Raw genomic sequence first — 16,795 nt, 5'->3', positions numbered from 1 at the left:
TGCCAAACGCCGCCCGGCCAGTGCGGTGAGTGCCGCATCACGGAGTCCAGTATGTTAGAGAAGAACCGGTCCGCGGACCAGACGATCGCTTCAATCGTCGATGCGATGACCAACCAGGAAAAGGCCGATCTGCTTTCCGGTTTCGGAATGTGGAAAACTGCGGCGGTTCCCGCTTACTGCATCAAGCCGATCGTCATGACCGATGGCACCTACGGCGTACGTTATTCGATCCCGCAGATCGACAGCGATGAACGCGGCGGCATGGACCTCGATGCCTTCCTGTCGGTGGTGAACCAGCGCGCCAGCGACGTCGCCATCGCCTGGGGCGAAATGAAGCCGGCGACCTGCTTCCCCAACGGTTCAGCCATGGGTAACAGCTGGGATGAGGGTCTGATGCAGCGGCTTGGCGTGTTGCTCGGCCAGGAATGCCGCGCCATGGGCGTCCATCTGCTGCTCGGCCCCGGCATCAACCTGCGCCGCACGCCGCTTGCCGGCCGTTCCTATGAATATTACTCGGAAGATCCACTGGTCACCGGCAAGCTCTCGGCGGCGGTCATCGAGGGCATCCAGTCCCAGGGCGTCGGCACCTCGCTCAAGCATTTCGCCTGCAACAATTCCGAAGTCGAACGCACCACGATGGACAGCGTCGTTGAAGAGCGGGCGCTGCGGGAAATTTACCTCAAGGGTTTCGAGATCGCCATCAAGCAGTCCAAACCCTGGACGATTATGTCCTCCTATAACCGCCTGAACGGCGTGCAGGCATCGCAGGACCCATGGCTCCTCAATGGGGTCCTGCGCGACGAATGGGGCTTTGACGGCGTGGTCGTTTCGGACTGGCACGGCATCAAGAACCGTCCAGTCTCGCTGATGGCTGGTGGTGATCTCGATATGCCGGAAAGCCCGCGTCGCAAGGCGGATCTTCTTGCGGCGCTCGACAGCGGCGCTGTTCCGGTCGAGGTGGCGAACCTGTCGTGCTGGCGCATGCTGGAGGTGATCGAGCGCTGCAACGCAGGCGCAAGCCAGCCGCTGCCGGTCTATACTGCCGAGGAACACCATGCCGAAGCGCGCGCGATGGCCGCAGCCTCGATGGTTCTCGTGCGCAACGAAGGTCTGCTGCCGATCCGGCCCGACATGAAGAACATTCTGGTTGTCGGCCGCGATGCCGGCACTCCGGTCATCCAGGGTTCGGGTTGCGCCACGACGATCCCGACCATGGTCGACCAGCCGCTGGGGCAACTGGAACAGGCCCTGGGAACAAACCACGTCCTGACGTTCCGCGAGGAAGCCGATGCCGAAACACTGGCGCTTGCGGCCAAGGCGGACCTAGTTCTGGTCTACACCTCGACCGAGGGCGCATATGACGGTGAAGGTTCCGACCGGACCACGCTGGCGCTCGGCCCCGGTCAGGATGCGATGATCGCGGCCCTCGGGGCGGCCTCGGAAAAAGTGGCGGTGGTGATCGCCTGCCCGGATGCGGTGGAAATGCCGTGGGTCGATGCGGTGAAGGCGGTACTCGTCACCTTCTATTCCGGCCAGGCCATGGGCGGGGCCGTCGCCGACGTGCTGACCGGCAGGGTCAATCCATCCGGAAAGTTGTCCGTCACCTTCCCGAAGCGCCTGGCCGACGTGCCCGGCTTCCTGCATTATCCGGGTGAAAACGGCCGGCACATCTATGGCGAGGGCATTCATGTCGGCTATCGCGCCTACGATCTGCGCGAAATCGAGCCGCTGTTCCCCTTCGGCTACGGCTTGAGCTATACCAGCTTTGCCTATTCCGACCTGACGTTTTCATCGCCCCAGATTGGGCTTCAAGACGCGATCACCGTCGCCTTCACCGTCACCAATACGGGTGACCGGACCGGTGCCGAAGTCGCGCAGCTTTATCTGCAGGCGCCGGGCAAGCGGCTGAAGCGTTCGCCGCAGGAGCTCAAGGGTTTTGCCAAGCCGGTGCTGGCGCCGGGCGAAAGTAAGCGGGTCGAAATCATCATCAAGGGTTCGGATCTGGCAATCTGGGATCCGGCGCTCGGACGCTGGGTGCTGGAAGGCGTCGAAGCCCGGTTGGTCGTCGGCGCCTCTTCGCGCGATCCAAAGCTTGTCGCCGATCTGACGATCAAGCCTTCGGTCCTGCCGTTCCGTCGCATCGCCTACGATACCCAGCCAGCCTACGTCCTGCCGAATGCCATCGCCTGCGAGCACATCTGCGCCTATCTGACAAACCGCTGCAATATTTCGAAAGAGGATGCGATGCGCATGCTCAACCACTGCTCGAATTCGTTCTTCGGCATCTTCACCTCGCTCGAACGACGTCTTCGTGTCTCCATTCCGGAGGCCGAGGTTGCCGGACTGATCTCCGAAATCAACGCGGCGATGGACGGAGCGGAGTCAAAACTGTGACCTCGACTGAGGATTGGCTGGAGCGCCTGGTCGCTCATCCCACGGTCAGTTCCGAGACGAACCTGCCGCTGATCGAGGAGATTGAAGCGACGCTGGCGAATGCGGGTGCCGTCTGCGAGCGTTTCTACGACATGAGCGGGCAAAAGGCGGCACTTCTGGTGCGTCTGGGGCCTGATGTGCCGGGAGGGCTGATGCTCTCGGGGCATGTCGACGTGGTGCCCGTCGCCAGGCAGGACTGGACCGTTCCTCCTTTCAGCCTGACCCGGAAAGATGGCAGGCTTTACGGGCGCGGCACGACCGACATGAAAGGCTTTGTCGCTTCCGCCGTGGCGCTGGCCGAGGCAATCGATGTCAGAAGCCTGGCCGCTCCGCTATGGCTTGCGATCTCCTATGATGAGGAGATCGGCTGCGTCGGCGTCAGGCCGATGCTTGAAGAAATCGTAGGGCGGGACATCCTGCCCGACCTGATTGTCGTCGGCGAGCCGACATCGATGCAGCTTGGTCTCGGCCACAAGGGCAAGATGGCTTTTCACGTCAAAGTCCGGGGCGTTCCGCGCCATTCCGCCGAAGCGCCGCTTGCACTGAATGCGCTGCATATCGCCACCGACTTCGTATCCGGCCTGCGGAAATTGCAGGACGAGATCGAAGCCCGTGGTTCGCGTGAACCCGGTTACTCGGTGCCTTACGCCACGGTGCATGTCGGCAAGCTGTCGGGTGGAACCGCGGTCAATCTGGTGCCGGATCAAGCGGAACTGCTGATGGAATGCCGCATGATGGCGGCCGACGATCCGCTTGCTCTTGCCGAGCAGGTCCGCAAGGCCGGCGCGGCAGCCGTGGCCCCGCATAAGGATCGCTTCAAGGAGGCATCGATCGACATCGAGATCACCGGCAATTATCCAGGCCATTCTATCGATCGCAGTCATCCGGTGGTGCAGGCTTTTGCCTCGTGCCTGCCGAAGGGAGCCAGGGACTGCCGTGTCAGCTTCGGCACGGAGGCGGGTCTGTTTGCGCAGGCGCTGGACGTTCCAGTGGTGATTTGCGGCCCCGGCAGCATGGATCAGGGGCACCGCCCGGACGAATTCATCGAGGAAACCCAGCTTGCCCTGTGCGATGCAGTGCTTGCCGAGGCCTGTATTCGGTTTTGCACAAGCCGTCGGCCGCTTGCTTCGCATGTCCCAAAGCAGATGCACGGAAAAATGTAATTTACCGAAGCCGTCGCGACAGGAAGAGTAGGGTTGATGAAGGCCAAATAAAAACGCCGGAGGGTAAAAATGAATAACAATGTATCACGCCGTGGTTTCATGAAGACGACGACCGGGCTTGCCGCAGTGGCGCTTGCAGCTCCGGTTCTTCTGAAGGGCAACCGCGTATTTGCCGGCGAAACGCTGGTCGTACGCGACATGGGCGGCGCCTTTTACGAAGGTTTCAAGGTTGCCTTCTATGACACCTTTGCCGCCGAGACGGGTGTTACCATACAAACCAATACCAACGAGCCAGATCCGATCCCGCAGTACAAGATGGCGATCGACACCGACACCAAGCTGTTCGACGTCGCCCTGATGACGCCGGAACACGTGCTGCGCATCCGCAAGCTCGGCAACAACTATATGTTGCCCCTTAACATCGAGGTCCCCAACAAGGCCGACTTCGCCCCGCACACGTTCGAACCCGATTTCGCCGGCGTCGCGATCTTCGCGCTCGCCATGGCTTACCGCAAGGACACCATGAAGACGGTTCCGACCAGCTGGGCCGATTTCTGGAACGCCAAAGCTTTCAAAGGCCGCCGTGGCATGTGGCGCAGCCCGGTCACGACGCTGGAAATGGCATTGCTCGCTGATGGTGTTCCGCTCGACAAGCTTTATCCGCTGGACGTCGTTCGCGCCTTCAAGAGCCTCGACAAGGTCAAGTCCAGCATCGACATCTGGTGGACCTCGGGCGCTCATGCAACCCAGCTTCTTCAGAATGGCGAACTGGACATGATGTCGACCTGGTCGACACGCGCACAAGCAGCCATCAATGCCGGCGCACCGGCTGGCATCGTCTGGAATGGCGGCCTGTTCAACATCGATGGGTGGACCATTGCCGGCAACACGAAAAAGGCCGATCTTGCCCGCAAGTTCATCGAATGGTGCCTGGATGCAAAACGTCAGGCAGCTTATACGGGCATCCTGGCTTGCGGCCCGACCAACATGAAGGCCTACGAGCATCTGAGCGCGGAAAAGGCTCAGCTTCTGCCAACGGCACCCGCCAACATCAAGGGCCTGGCTGTTCTTAATGCTGCCTATTGGGCAGAGCATCAGGACGAACTAACCCAGCGCTTCGAACAGTGGATTCTGAGCTGATTTTCATCGGAAACGACCACCTGAGCTTCAGGTCTCGCCGTTCGGCGAGGCCGTTTATCTGACAATGGATGGCCGGTTCTGCGCTAAGCTGAACGGGCCATTTCAACAAACGGGACATCCATGGCTGAACTTTCCGCCAAAGACACCTTCTCACGGAAGCGCCTGCGAGCGGATAGCCTCTGGCTTACCATGCCGGGGCTTGTCTACATGGCTCTGTTGCTGATCCTGCCGGCTGGCGCACTGATCTGGCAGTCCTTCATCGATCCGAAGTCCGGTGCTCTCGATCTGACCGTCTATCGGCAGATGTTTTCGGCCGGCGTCTACGTGAAGGTGCTCGCCAACACATTCGCCATCTCGGCCCAAGTCACCATCGTCTGCCTTCTCGTCGGTTATCCCATCGCTGTCTGGCTGGCCGGCATGCCGGAACGTCGCCGGCGCATGGCCATGTGGCTGGTCCTGCTACCGTTCTGGGTCAGCCCGCTTCTGAAAAACTTCGCCTGGATCGTGCTGCTCGCCCGCAAGGGCATCGTCGCGCAGATGTTGACCGGCATGGGTTTCGATACCCAACTCGACCTGCTCTACGGCCGCGGCGCGGTTATCTTCGGCATGGCGCATGCCATGCTGCCTCTCGCAATCCTCACAATGCTGCCGACCATGCTGTCAATCGATGGCCGCCTCGTCCCCGCTGCCATGACCATGGGCGCGAGCCGTAGCCAGTCCTTCTGGCGCATCTTCGTGCCGCTTTCCATGCCGGGCGTTGCCGCTGCCGGCCTGCTCATCTTCGTGATGGGCCTCGGTTTCTTCATCACGCCGGCTCTTCTGGGCTCGCCACGCGAAACGGTGATCGGCCAGATGATGATTACCCAGGTTCAGCAGCTGTTCAACCTGCGGCTTGGCGGCGCTCTTGCGACCCTCCTTCTCGCCGTGACGCTGATTACCATCGCCGTTTACGATCGTTTCTTCGGCATGTCGGCCGTCTCGGGCAATAGTGCTGCAGCCAGGCGCGGCGGCGTTATCGGTGCCATCGGCAGCGCATTGATCGAGATCGGTGCGTTTGTCTGCGACTTCATTGCCAGCCTGTTCCCAGCGCGTCTTGGGCGTCGCGTCTTCACCACGTTCGTTTGGATTGTGATTGCAATTATGATCGTGCCGGTTCTGGCATTCCCGCCGATGGCTTTTTCCGGCTCGAGTTTTCTTGAGTTCCCACCGAAAAGCTTTTCGTTGCGCTGGTTCCAGACCTATCTCAGCTCCGATCAGTGGATGGGTGCAACCGCGCGTTCAGCCGTGGTCGCGATCGTGACAGGTGTTGTTGCCACCATCATCTCGGGCATGGCCGCCTATGGCCTCGCGCGCACACAACGCAAGGCCGGCGGCCTGATCTTCCTGTCGTTCATGCTTCCGATGATCGTGCCCAATATCGTCATCGGCGTGTCGCTGTTCTACGTGCTGGCCAAGATTGGCCTGATCGCCACCAATACCGGCATCATTCTCGGCCATACGCTGTCGGCCATGCCGATCGTTTTCGTCATCCTGCTGACCACGTTCCGGAGCTTCGACTGGCGTCTTCTGCAGGCTGCCGGAACACTCGGCGCGAACGGCTGGCAGCAGATCCGTCTCGTCCTTCTTCCACTGATCAAGGGCGGTGCCATCGCGGCCTTCCTGTTCGGCCTGCTGCACTCCTTTGAAGAGCTTACCATAGCGCTGTTCGTAGGTGCGGGCGTCAAGCAGACGCTCCCAAAGCAGATGTGGGACGATATCATTCTCAGCATTTCTCCGACCCTGGCCGCCGCCTCGGTCTTCATCGTGGCGGTGGTGACGGTACTCTTCGTCATCGCCGAAAAGGCAAGGCCGCGCTGACATGCGAAACGCCTCCGATCCCATCACGACCAAAGGAACCACATTCGACATGTCAGCCACCTCTGCGAACACGCCGGAAATCAAGCTTCAGGTGAATGGCCTTGCCAAACTCTACGGCCAGACCACCGCACTCGATCATGTCGATCTCGAAGTCCGCACGGGCGAGCTTCTCACGCTTCTTGGACCTTCCGGCTCCGGCAAAACGACGCTTTTACAGCTCATCTGCGGCCTGCAGGAACCGACGTCGGGCACCGTCATCATCGACGGCAAGGATCAGACCCTCGCACCGGTCAACAAGCGCGACATTGGCGTCGTATTCCAGAACTACGCGCTCTTCCCGCATATGACAGTGGCCGAAAATGTCGGCTTCGCACTAAAAATGCGCCGTCTGCCGAAGGCCGAGATCGACGCCAAGGTGGCTAACGCGCTGGAAACGGTCGGCCTCGCGCATGCAGCATCACGCTCTCCCTCGCAGCTTTCCGGCGGCCAGCAGCAGCGCGTCGCCTTGGCCCGTTGCCTCGTCTACGATCCGGCGATCATCCTGATGGACGAGCCGCTCGGCGCGCTCGATGCCAAGCTGCGCGAAGCCATGCAGATCGAGATCAAACGTATCCACCGCGAGACGGGGGCGACGATCATCTTCGTCACCCACGACCAGCAGGAGGCGCTGGCACTGTCAGACCGCATCTGCCTGATGAACGACGGCAAGATCGCCCAGCTCGGCACGCCGCGCCAGATGTACGACGAGCCGCAGAACCTGTTCGTTGCAGATTTCATCGGCATCTCGTCGATCATCCGTGGCAACGTGACAGCTGGCGCGCTCGAAACTGCCATCGGGACGCTGCCGATCGCCGGCGAGGTTCCAGCCGATGGCACGAAGGGTGCAATCGTCGTTCGGCCGGAAGTCATCACGCTCGGTGAAGGCTTCTGCGAGGGCCGGGTGCGCGAAACCGTCTATGGCGGTTCGGAACTGCGTGTGATCATCGATGCCGGCAGACAGGAAATCATCGCCCGGGCTCCCGCTCAGGCCGGCGACGTGGCGGTCGGCTCAATGGTGCGCTTCGGCTGGGCGCCGGACACCGCCCGCTTCCTCGCCGACAAGGGCTGAGCTCCAAGGAAGCGAGACATGAGCGCCTTGCGTTTCCTCTATGACTGCGACCCAGGCGCCGACGATGCGCTGGCGATGCTTCTGGTGCTCGGCCGACCCGACGCGCTGGACATGATCGCGCTCACCTGCGTTGCCGGCAATGTTGGCCTGGAGCCCGTCGTCAACAATGCAAGGCGAATCCTCGAACTGTGCGGCCGGCGAGATATTCCGGTTTATTCGGGTGCGGCACGACCCATCATGGCCTCGCGTGGCCGCGCCTCCATCATGCATGGCGCAGATGGGCTTGCCGGCAGCACGCTGCCTTTCCCGACAATGCCGCTGGCGGATGGGCATGCGGCAAACGAGATTTCCCGCATCGCCCGGGAGGAGCGGGGATTGCATATCTGCGCCACCGGTCCGCTGACCAATCTGGCGCTGGCGCTGCTGCTCGATCCAGATCTGCCTCAATCCATCAGCGCCCTCACCATCATGGGGGGCGCCGCCTTCTGCCCCGGAAATACGACGCCGCTCGCCGAATTCAATTTTGCCGTCGACCCGCACGCAGCCGCTATCGTCTTCGACAGCGGTATCCCGATCACCATGATCGGCCTCGATGTTACCCGCCAGGCGACCGTGACGGATGATATGATACGCCAGGTTCAGGCGATCGATACCACCGTCGCCAGGGAAGCGGCGCATCTGCTGATCAACTACGGCTCAAAGGACCCCTGCCTGCATGATCCGGCAGCTATCGCCTGGATGCTGAAGCCGGAAATGTTTGAGACCGTGCAGGCGCATGTCACCATCTGCACTGATAGCGGGCCGGCCGCCGGACAGGTGGTTGCAGCAGTCAGCGAGCGGCATCTAGCCGGGCGGACAACGAATTGCACGGTTGTCAGGTTCGTTATTGCGGAGGAATTCCGTCGGCTGTTTGTGAACGCACTTCGATAATCGTGTCCCATCGAAGCGGGCGCAATTGTGTTATTCAGTCGGTCTCACGGCACCCTGCTTTCTAGAGGCTTTCGTCGTAGGCCGAGGTGTCGTTGTTTCGTATCGTTTCAAGAGCGGCGAATCTACAAGTCTCCGTGCGCTCAGGCCCCGCAACCAAACCCATTCTCACCCATGCCCTTGTGCCTCCACGCACAAGGTTTTTTGTGTTTTTCGCCTTGTGGCCTTGCCCCGTTAAATTGAGCCATTTTGACTAGTTCCTGTCGGCGTCTCGCTTGCCCCGGCACGGTCCAGGCCTCGGCGTGGATTTACGTCATTGGGCGTAGTGCATCATCACAAAGAGTTTCTTCCTTCCCGGTGCGATTTGCTGTTCGCTTCGAATTCCGAAGCGGAGCCGCATTCTCGTCTTTTCATCGAAGGGCGGAAGCGGTGAAGCCTTGAACCGTTAATGGCCTGAATAGCGTGTTGGTACATCAGGAAGACCAGCGAAGCGAGTGGCGCGCATGAGCTTGCTCTTGAGAAAGTCGGTGAAATTGCTGGCGCCAGCAGCGTTGGCGCAGATGACCATTGCTTCGATTGTCTTCGGTATAATTACATATGAGTACCAAGGTAACCCTGTAGTTTCTTTTGGTTATACATCCGGTTGCTTTCTTTTGATGCAAGCTGGCTATTTCGCGGGTATCTTTTACACGGTCTGGTCCGGGTCTAAGCGGAAATCATCGTAGTTCGATGCCTTGGGAATGATGGATTTTTATCCTGATCGAAGGGTGGGTTATGACAAACGACATCTGGATATCCATCAGGCTGCGGCTTGAAAGGGAATGGCGGTTGCTTGATCCGGAGCGGATGACCTCGCCGCTGCTGTTGCAAGGAAACCAGGACGATCACGTGCCCGCTTTGCCCAGGCGGCGGCTGCGCATAGGAAGGGTCGATTGAGTCTCGACCGCCGGTCCGGCCCTTTGTTGCCGGACGGCATCGACAGCAGGGAGCAGGGCAGTTTCAGCCGCCGCGCCAAGTCGGCACGGTTTTCCGGACAGATCCTGTTGATCGCCTGACCTGAGCGTTTCCTGATGCGTTCCAGGAACAGAACCACGCGCTGATACGGAGCCTGCCATGTCTTATCTCAGCAACGCCAAATATTGGCTATCTACGCTATCGAATGGGGACGTTCGCGGTATTGCTCAGCAGATCGACAAAGACGGAATTTTTTGCTCTCCCAACTTCCTGGCAGCCGAAGATCTCAGCCAGATGCAAAATTTTGTTGCCTCCGCGATCATGGGTAAGGGCCGCCAGACGATTTCGCTGAAAAGCGATGAGCTTACGGGATCGGGCCTCGACGACCTCGGCAATTCCCCGGAATTCAAGGCTCTTTTTTCCCGCCTCTATTCCATCGGTCTAGGCCGGCCTGCGCCTGACGTTAAATTCCATCAGATTCTTCGCTGCCTTACGGGTAAAAGCGTGACGGAGCACTCTTTGATATTTCACTATGATTCCTACGCCATTACGGCGCTGCTACCGATCGAAATCCCGAAATTCGGCAGGCGCGGCGACTTCCTGATCATCCCCAATACCCGCGCAATCCGATCGAATTACCTCTTTAATCTCACCGACAAAGCGATTCTCGACAATGCGCTCACTCAACGCATCCTGCGCAATCGCGCATCAGGTGGAAAGGGCATGAAGCATGTGTCGTTGGTTCCGGGCAATCTCTATCTCTTCTGGGGCTATCGCAGCATTCACACGAATGAGCCAGTCGACGAAGGCGCCGTGCGGGCGACGGCTCTGTTCCATTATGCCGATCCGCACGCCGACAGTTACCTGAAGCGGCAGCTCGGCCGCGGTTAATCCGATACTTCCCGTCGCCGACTAGGCCGGGACGACCTCGGCTCCAGGCGACAGGGCAGACCTGTAGACGCCGAGCGTCTCGCGGGCGACGCGCTCGATCGTCAGATTGTTGATATGCAGCTGGCTCTTCGCCTTCCACATATCCAGCCGAGCGGGATCCGCCAGCAGGTCGCAGAGAACGGCTGCCAGGGCTTGCGGATCGCGCGGTGGGACAAGGATTCCGGCCTCGCCGAAACCGAGCAGCTGCGGGATGCCATCCACGTCCGTGCCGATCACCGCACAGGCCGCCTCACGCGCTTCCGGCAGGACGAGCGGAGCAGGGTCGGCATGGGAAGGAAGCACAAAGATGTCGGCGCCCAACATGTAGGGAAAGGGTTCGTCGATGGGGCCGACAAACGTGATGGCGCTTGCGCAACCCGTTTCGCCAGCCAATTGCCGGTAGGCGGCTTCGAAGGGGCCGCCGCCGACGATGTAAAGGTGGCTTCCGGGATATTCCTTGTGCGCCAGGCGGAAGGCTTCCAGCAGATCAGGCAATCCTTTTCTGGGATGCAGCCCTCCGACGAAAAGGATACTGGGACTGCGAAGGGCCGCAGGCGTCCTGTCACGCCCTTCGAACCGAGCCGATCCGATTGTACCATTGAGGACGACGTGCAGTTTCGATGCCGCTATGCCGCGCTTCTGCATCGATTTCCCGACGGCTTCGCTAACGGCAATCACGCATGTGCCAAGCCCCATCAGCACGGCGCTTTTTTCGAATGCATTGTGAACCGTAGTAATAAGTGGCGTCGATGATAAACGACAGGCGGGGACCGAGAGAACAGCGCTGGTCATCATATGTGCATGGACGATATCCGGCTTCCAGTCGCGGATGAGGCGTCGCAGCGCCCAAAGTGACTTGAGTACGGTGAGAGGCTTTCTCTGCTGATCGACGAAGACCGTTTCTACCCTGTCGCGGGCAAGCAATCCGTCGAAATCGCCTCCACCGCTTGCCATGCAGACAGTGTTGCCGAGCTTTGCTTGAGCGCAGGCGAGGTCGACAGCCGCATGCACATTGCCGTTCAATCGCCTGGTGTGGTTAAGAACATGCATGATCCGCATGGTGGGCTCACGGAATTGTGGGAGAGGATATCAGAAGCGGCGAGGGCGCCGGCTCCGTCTGAGGAGAAGCTTCGATCGCTCCCGGCGGCTGAGAGGCCTTCCGCTCGAAACCGAGAGCAGCTTCCGCATCGAGGGTGGAGACACGTGCTGTCGGCTGGTAGTTGAACCCGCCGTGGCGTCCGTAGGACTGTATTCCAAACGCACGCAGCGCAGCGATGGCCTCTTCCGCCTGGCGGGCGGCGTCCCGGCTGTAGACGGGATAGGCATTGGTCAGGACCTGGGCGCCTTCGAGTTTCAGATCCCCTCGAAACAGCCCGTTCGCCGAAACATGCGCGCGAAAGTCCAATTCGGCCATCTCAACCGGGCTGTCCGGTCGGTCGGCAACGACTTCGACGGCGAAATATTCCCGCCCATGAGCCTGGCCGTAGAAGTCGGAATAGACCGTCAAGCGCTTCCATGCGCCATCATGCGAGAAATTGTAGACGATAGGCTGCTGAAAACCACGCTCTCCGCTAAAGCTGAAATAGAGGCTGATCAGGGTAGTGGTATTGAGAACGTGCTGCCGCTCGATGGCGCACAGGGCCTGCACCCGCTCGATCGGGATCGTCGAAAACAGCCGACCTGCGGTAATCACGCGGTCCTCCAGCCTCAATTGAAAGCCGTTCTCCAACCGATCGATAGCGACCGGTTTGACGCCCAGCGCGAATTGCACGCCTCGTTTCTCCAGGTTTTGTTGAGCGAGCCGGTAAAGCGGCGCAAATCCGGATTTGGGGCGGGCGAGCTGTTTATTGGTTGGACCCTGGCGCCTGCGACGGAAAAAGCGATGCGCGAGGTTGCCCAGCGAGGCATGTTCGCTGATCCACAACATCCTTTTTTTCGCCAGGTCGATGTCGATCTGATCGAGCGCGATCCCGTAAAACCTTCGCATATAGGATTCCAGGCCGGACCGCCGGAGAAGCTCGGCGCCGATCCAGTAGCGTGAAAAGTCTCTTGCATTGCGCATTTTGCGCTGGAACAGGCGTGCATAGAATACCGACCCGAAGATGCGCATCATCCCTTTGGCGCCGGCGCGAAAAATATCGTCCCGCAGCGAAATCGGATAGTCCGTGACCATTTTTTGGGGGTTCAACCGACCCCAGCGAGGCTCAATCGGCACATAGAGAGAGAGGAGTTCGGGAAAATGCGTCAGCAACGGGGAATCGTCCTGGAAAATCAGGCTTCCTATGTCGAACGTGTATCCATTCGTCGACCAGTCCATGTGGTTTCCGCCGATGTGGCCGTATTCATCGACAATCAGGATTTGCTGACATCCCTGGTTGGCCAGCACGGCAGCCGAAACGAGACCGCTAACCCCCGCTCCCAAAACAATGGCATCATACTCAAGGTCCGCTGCCTCTTGCGGGGTAGGGAAGTTCGCCTCCTGCATGCGGGTCTCCACCATTTGATTTAGTACTTCCGAGTTATTACCGTGCGAGAAATTCAATTTATAGCATAGTATCCACGTTATTGCTCAAATAAATACCGGATTGATTATATTTTTAGCAGATATACTAATTGGTATATAGTAATTTAGCTTGAAGGCATTTGTCTATGTCTGTTATACTCCGCCATCGGCACGGATGCCTCCGTCTTCTGCGGATGCGTTCGGGGGAAACTTCTGTCAGGGATTTTGGATTGGCGCTGACCCGTGAAGGCGCGCCGGTTCCGGTAAAACTTGCGAGGGGAATGCTAGATGCCGCGCTGGAGCCTCGATGATCTCAATCGACCCCTTCATTCCATAGAGCTGATTACGACAGACGTGTTCGATACCCTCTTATTGCGCAATGGCCTGTCCCAGCGGTCGCGCATCATTGCGGGTGAAAAGACGTTTGCCCGCTTTCTGCAAGGCCAGGGTTCGCCCATGGCCCCCGACGAACTGATCCGGGTCAGACTGCTTGCCGAAAAGATGGCCTACCGTGCCCTGAACATGGGCGGCGGCCGGGGCGAGGTGTGCCTTTCCGATGTCATCCGCCGCCAAGTCGCCATTCTCGGGCTGTCGCGCTCCGTAATAGAGAAGCGGCTCGCTATCGAGATCGAGATCGAAAAGCGGGCGCTTTTTGCGAATGGCGATTTCGCCATGCTGTTGAGGCGCCATCGTCAAGCCGGTGTGAGGGTGGTGGCGATCACCGATACGGGGCTGTCCGGTGAAAAAGTCGGCGAACTCATCGACCATTTTCACGGCCCCGGCCTCGTGGACGAGATCTATTCAAGCGCGGACCTGAAGGCCAGCAAGCGACAGGGCGATCTGTTTTCCCTGGTTCTAAAGGCTGAAAGGGTGGACGCTTCGCGCACCCTGCACATCGGCGACGACCTCCTTGCCGATTGCCTCGTACCAAAGAGCATGGGGATACAGACCATCCATATGCCGAAGAACCGCCTCAAGCGGCTCGTTTCAAGAGGCAATGGAGCCCTGGCAGAAGGGTTGCGGCAAGTCAGAAGTGGATCGGCTTCCCGCCGGGCCATACCCCCAATGGGCGATCAGGCTCACTTCGGGGAGCATGTATTCGGTCCGATCGTCGCAGAATTCTGTCTCTTTTTATGGCTATATGGGCAGCAGGTGAGCTCGGACCGTGATGCGACGATGCTTTTTTGTGCGCGCGGGGGACTTGGCATACGGGAGGCTTTCGAACGTTTCCAATCCGTGCTCGACCTGCCTCTTTCGTTAAATCGCGAGAACATCCTGATTTCGCGCCTGATTGCTGCCCGCTCAGCGGTGGCGACCAGAAGCCCGGCTGTCCTCGATGAGCTTGCGCGGGAATTCGAATGCGCAAGTTTCGCCGCCGTTGCACATGCGCTCGGCAACGGTTCTTATGATCTACCCGACGAGTGGCAGCAGGCTTTCGATGCGAGCCGCTTTTTCGACATGCTCGATACGACTGCCGGCAGCGCTGTCGCGCAAGACATCGACAGTCAGAATGACTGCTTCAAGATCCATGTCGGGCAAATCGCAGGTGATGCCAAACGTATTATCCTCTGTGACACCGGACTTTACGGCAGCACCCAGAGGCTTCTGTCCGCCGGGCTACCGGAGCATCGTTTCGAGACGGTGCAGTTTGCACGATGCAATTATAAGGGGCTTAACGAAGACCATTTTACCAATGTGGCGGGTCTCGTGGTGGAGGATCGCTTCTACGATCCGTTCAAGACGAGGACGGTGGTCCTGCGGTACTGGCACATCATCGAGAGTCTTTTTGAGCCGGCCATACCTTCCGTCAAAACCCTCAGCATGGGATATGACGGCATGGTGATCGGCAATTCGGGAGAGATTCGCTTCGGCAGGCTCGATCCAGCCGCTGGCAATCCGCTTCTCACCGGCGCGCTATGCTACATCGATGGTCTCTCCAGCGGCGCGCAGGTTCTACGCGATGCGGATCGGGCCTGGCTGAGACTTAAACAAGCGATCATAAATCCATCCAAGGCGGATATGGCCGCCTTGGGCGTCGCGCCCCGATCGGTTGATTTCGGGCGAGGCGAATTCATTGCGACGGTTACACCGGCGACACGAGCCGGGATGGCACGCAAGTTGATGGCCGTGAAATCTCAGCTGTGGCGCGAGGGAGCGATTGCGCAGGAGTTTCCGCGGTTGAAGCCGGCCTTGCTCCGCGCCGTTGGAATGGCGCATGTGCTTCGAGGCTTCTCGGCCAAACTGAACCGTTGAAGAGCATCCGAGGAGAATACCAACGACGAACGACGCAGGCTTCCTTGTTTATGGAGCCGGTAGTGAGATAGAGGCATGGTGAAGAATGCTTGCGTTCGCAGCTCTCAAAGGAGCCAGTTGGCTCGTCTTTTCTCGCTTCGTCGGGCGGTTTATCGACTTTTTCAACGTACTCATCCTGGCTCGCCTGTTGTCCCCGGCGGAGTTCGGGCTGGCGGCGCTCGCAATGGCGCTGGTCGTGGTCATAGATACCGTTCTGGAGGTCCCGGTCACCCAGGCGCTGGTGCGACTGCCGAAGCTCGATAAGAGCCACCTTGATACCGGCTTCACACTAGGTGTGTTGAGAAGTTTTGCGATCGCCGTGATCTTCCTTGTCGCGACTTGGCCGTATTCGCTGATGAACGCAAATCCCCTGCTCGTTCCGGTGATCGCCGCCATGGCGCTCGGCCCTATCGCGAAGGGGTTCATGAGCCCCGCAATGGTGCATTTTGCCCGCGCGCTCGAATTCCGCCCGACATTCGGGATCGAAACGATCAGCAAGCTCTGCGCTTTTGCGGCCGCAGTCGCCACCGTGGCTGCCGGTGGCGGCTATTGGGCGATCGTCGTCAATTTCGTGACCACCGCATTTGTCGCCACCGTCGCTTCTTATGCCGTGGCCCCTTACAGACCTGCGTTCTCGCTGAACCGGCTCTCGGATTTTGCGGGCTTTATCGGCTGGTTCAGTTCGGCGCAGTTGGTGTCCGCCTTGAATTGGCAGTTCGATCGTTTCCTGATCGGCTCTGCCGGAAACAGCGCCATGCTCGGCCGCTACGCCGTTGCAAGCGACATCGCCGTCATCCCAACCCAGAGCATCATCGGCCCGGCGCTGCAGCCGGTCATGGCTGCGTTTTCGCAGATCAGTTCGAATGCGGACCGAATGAGGACGGCTTTCCTCAAGGCAAGCCGTTTCGCGATGCTGATTTCGCTTCCTGTTTGCGTCGGCCTCTCGCTAACGGCAGATCTCGTGACCGCTATCCTGCTCGGAGCGCAATGGAGCGACGCGGCTCCTTATCTCAGCCTGCTCGCCCTTTCGGTCATTCCGATACCCTATTTCCAGACGCTCTATTCGGCGAGCCTCGCTCTCGATCGTCCCTCCGTCATTTTCAGGCTCAACGCGATCGACCTGTGCTTCCGGGTCGTTCTGATCTCCGTCGGCTTTTATCTTCTTGCAGCCCATGGAGCGAGCATTGGCCGAATCCTGGTCGCTTCCGTCATGGCTGTTTTCTACGTTGTCGAGGCACGGCGGTTGTTCGGGCTGGGGCCTTGGCAGCAGCTCCGGAACCTCTGGAAAGTTCTGATTTCCGCGGCTGTCATGGCAGTTGTCGTCATCTGGCTGCGAACGGGAATGCCGGCGTCCGGTCTGCCCGTCGCGATACAGCTTATCGCGGTAGCGAGCGCGGGTACCGCCACCTACCTCGCCACACTGTTCGGGCTGGGCATGCGGATTGCCCTTACAGCCGGAAGACCTGATCTGGTCGATCGATAATCCGC

The 16,795-nt window shown here is 59.4% G+C and carries 13 protein-coding genes; 11 read left to right on the top strand and 2 right to left on the bottom strand.

All coding sequences use genetic code 11. The features are described from left to right. The first annotated feature begins 51 nt into the window (after nt 1-51). From C5J26_RS26610 to C5J26_RS26575, 9 genes are all read left to right on the top strand, one after another. Nucleotides 52-2,394 carry a glycoside hydrolase family 3 C-terminal domain-containing protein gene (locus tag C5J26_RS26610; protein ID WP_206051228.1) on the top strand — a complete coding sequence of 781 codons (2,343 nt, stop codon included), beginning with the start codon at nt 52-54 and terminating at the stop codon, nt 2,392-2,394. After that, nucleotides 2,391-3,596 (top strand): acetylornithine deacetylase, encoded by a 1,206-nt coding sequence (argE, locus tag C5J26_RS26605; RefSeq protein ID WP_206051227.1) that lies wholly within the window; start codon nt 2,391-2,393, stop codon nt 3,594-3,596. Before C5J26_RS26610 ends, argE begins: the two co-directional genes overlap by 4 nt. A gap of 69 nt (nt 3,597-3,665) precedes the next feature. After that, nucleotides 3,666-4,736: an ABC transporter substrate-binding protein gene (locus C5J26_RS26600; RefSeq protein ID WP_105404501.1), complete on the top strand. Its 1,071-nt coding sequence runs from the start codon at nt 3,666-3,668 to the stop codon at nt 4,734-4,736. A gap of 120 nt (nt 4,737-4,856) precedes the next feature. Then, nucleotides 4,857-6,593 carry an ABC transporter permease subunit gene (locus tag C5J26_RS26595; RefSeq protein WP_105404500.1) on the top strand — a complete coding sequence of 579 codons (1,737 nt, stop codon included), beginning with the start codon at nt 4,857-4,859 and terminating at the stop codon, nt 6,591-6,593. Nucleotides 6,594-6,642: 49 nt separating this feature from the next. Beyond that, nucleotides 6,643-7,701 carry an ABC transporter ATP-binding protein gene (locus C5J26_RS26590; RefSeq protein ID WP_245441283.1) on the top strand — a complete coding sequence of 353 codons (1,059 nt, stop codon included), beginning with the start codon at nt 6,643-6,645 and terminating at the stop codon, nt 7,699-7,701. A gap of 18 nt (nt 7,702-7,719) precedes the next feature. Further along, nucleotides 7,720-8,631, top strand: a complete 912-nt coding sequence (locus C5J26_RS26585; RefSeq protein ID WP_105404498.1) for a nucleoside hydrolase — start codon at nt 7,720-7,722, stop codon at nt 8,629-8,631. 771 nt (nt 8,632-9,402) lie between these two features. Beyond that, nucleotides 9,403-9,564, top strand: a complete 162-nt coding sequence (locus C5J26_RS32890; RefSeq protein ID WP_172724526.1) for a hypothetical protein — start codon at nt 9,403-9,405, stop codon at nt 9,562-9,564. Beyond that, a complete protein-coding gene (locus tag C5J26_RS33565; protein ID WP_256386094.1) occupies nt 9,561-9,683 on the top strand; it encodes a hypothetical protein in 123 nt (40 codons plus the stop codon). Before C5J26_RS32890 ends, C5J26_RS33565 begins: the two co-directional genes overlap by 4 nt. A 58-nt stretch (nt 9,684-9,741) precedes the next feature. Further along, on the top strand, nt 9,742-10,473 hold the full coding sequence (locus tag C5J26_RS26575) for a hypothetical protein (protein WP_105404496.1): 732 nt from the start codon (nt 9,742-9,744) through the stop codon (nt 10,471-10,473). A gap of 21 nt (nt 10,474-10,494) precedes the next feature. On the opposite strand, the gene C5J26_RS26570 is transcribed toward C5J26_RS26575, so the two are convergent. Together C5J26_RS26570 and C5J26_RS26565 are read right to left on the bottom strand one after the other, a co-directional pair. Further along, nucleotides 10,495-11,571: a glycosyltransferase family 4 protein gene (locus C5J26_RS26570; protein ID WP_105404495.1), complete on the bottom strand. Its 1,077-nt coding sequence runs from the start codon at nt 11,569-11,571 to the stop codon at nt 10,495-10,497. 7 nt (nt 11,572-11,578) lie between these two features. Further along, nucleotides 11,579-12,997: an NAD(P)-binding protein gene (locus tag C5J26_RS26565; RefSeq protein ID WP_105404536.1), complete on the bottom strand. Its 1,419-nt coding sequence runs from the start codon at nt 12,995-12,997 to the stop codon at nt 11,579-11,581. 306 nt (nt 12,998-13,303) lie between these two features. Between C5J26_RS26565 and C5J26_RS26560 the strand changes: the two genes are divergently transcribed. Together C5J26_RS26560 and C5J26_RS26555 are read left to right on the top strand one after the other, a co-directional pair. Continuing rightward, a complete protein-coding gene (locus C5J26_RS26560) occupies nt 13,304-15,268 on the top strand; it encodes a hydrolase (protein ID WP_105404494.1) in 1,965 nt (654 codons plus the stop codon). Between the two features lie 85 nt (nt 15,269-15,353). Next, nucleotides 15,354-16,790, top strand: a complete 1,437-nt coding sequence (locus C5J26_RS26555; RefSeq protein WP_105404493.1) for an oligosaccharide flippase family protein — start codon at nt 15,354-15,356, stop codon at nt 16,788-16,790. Nucleotides 16,791-16,795 lie beyond the last annotated feature (5 nt).

The sequence above is a fragment of the Neorhizobium sp. T7_12 genome (assembly GCF_002968535.1).
Classification (GTDB): Bacteria; Pseudomonadota; Alphaproteobacteria; order Rhizobiales; family Rhizobiaceae; genus Neorhizobium; species Neorhizobium tomejilense.
Note: the sequence above shows the minus strand (reverse complement) of the source record. Positions and strands in the feature narration are given on the sequence as shown.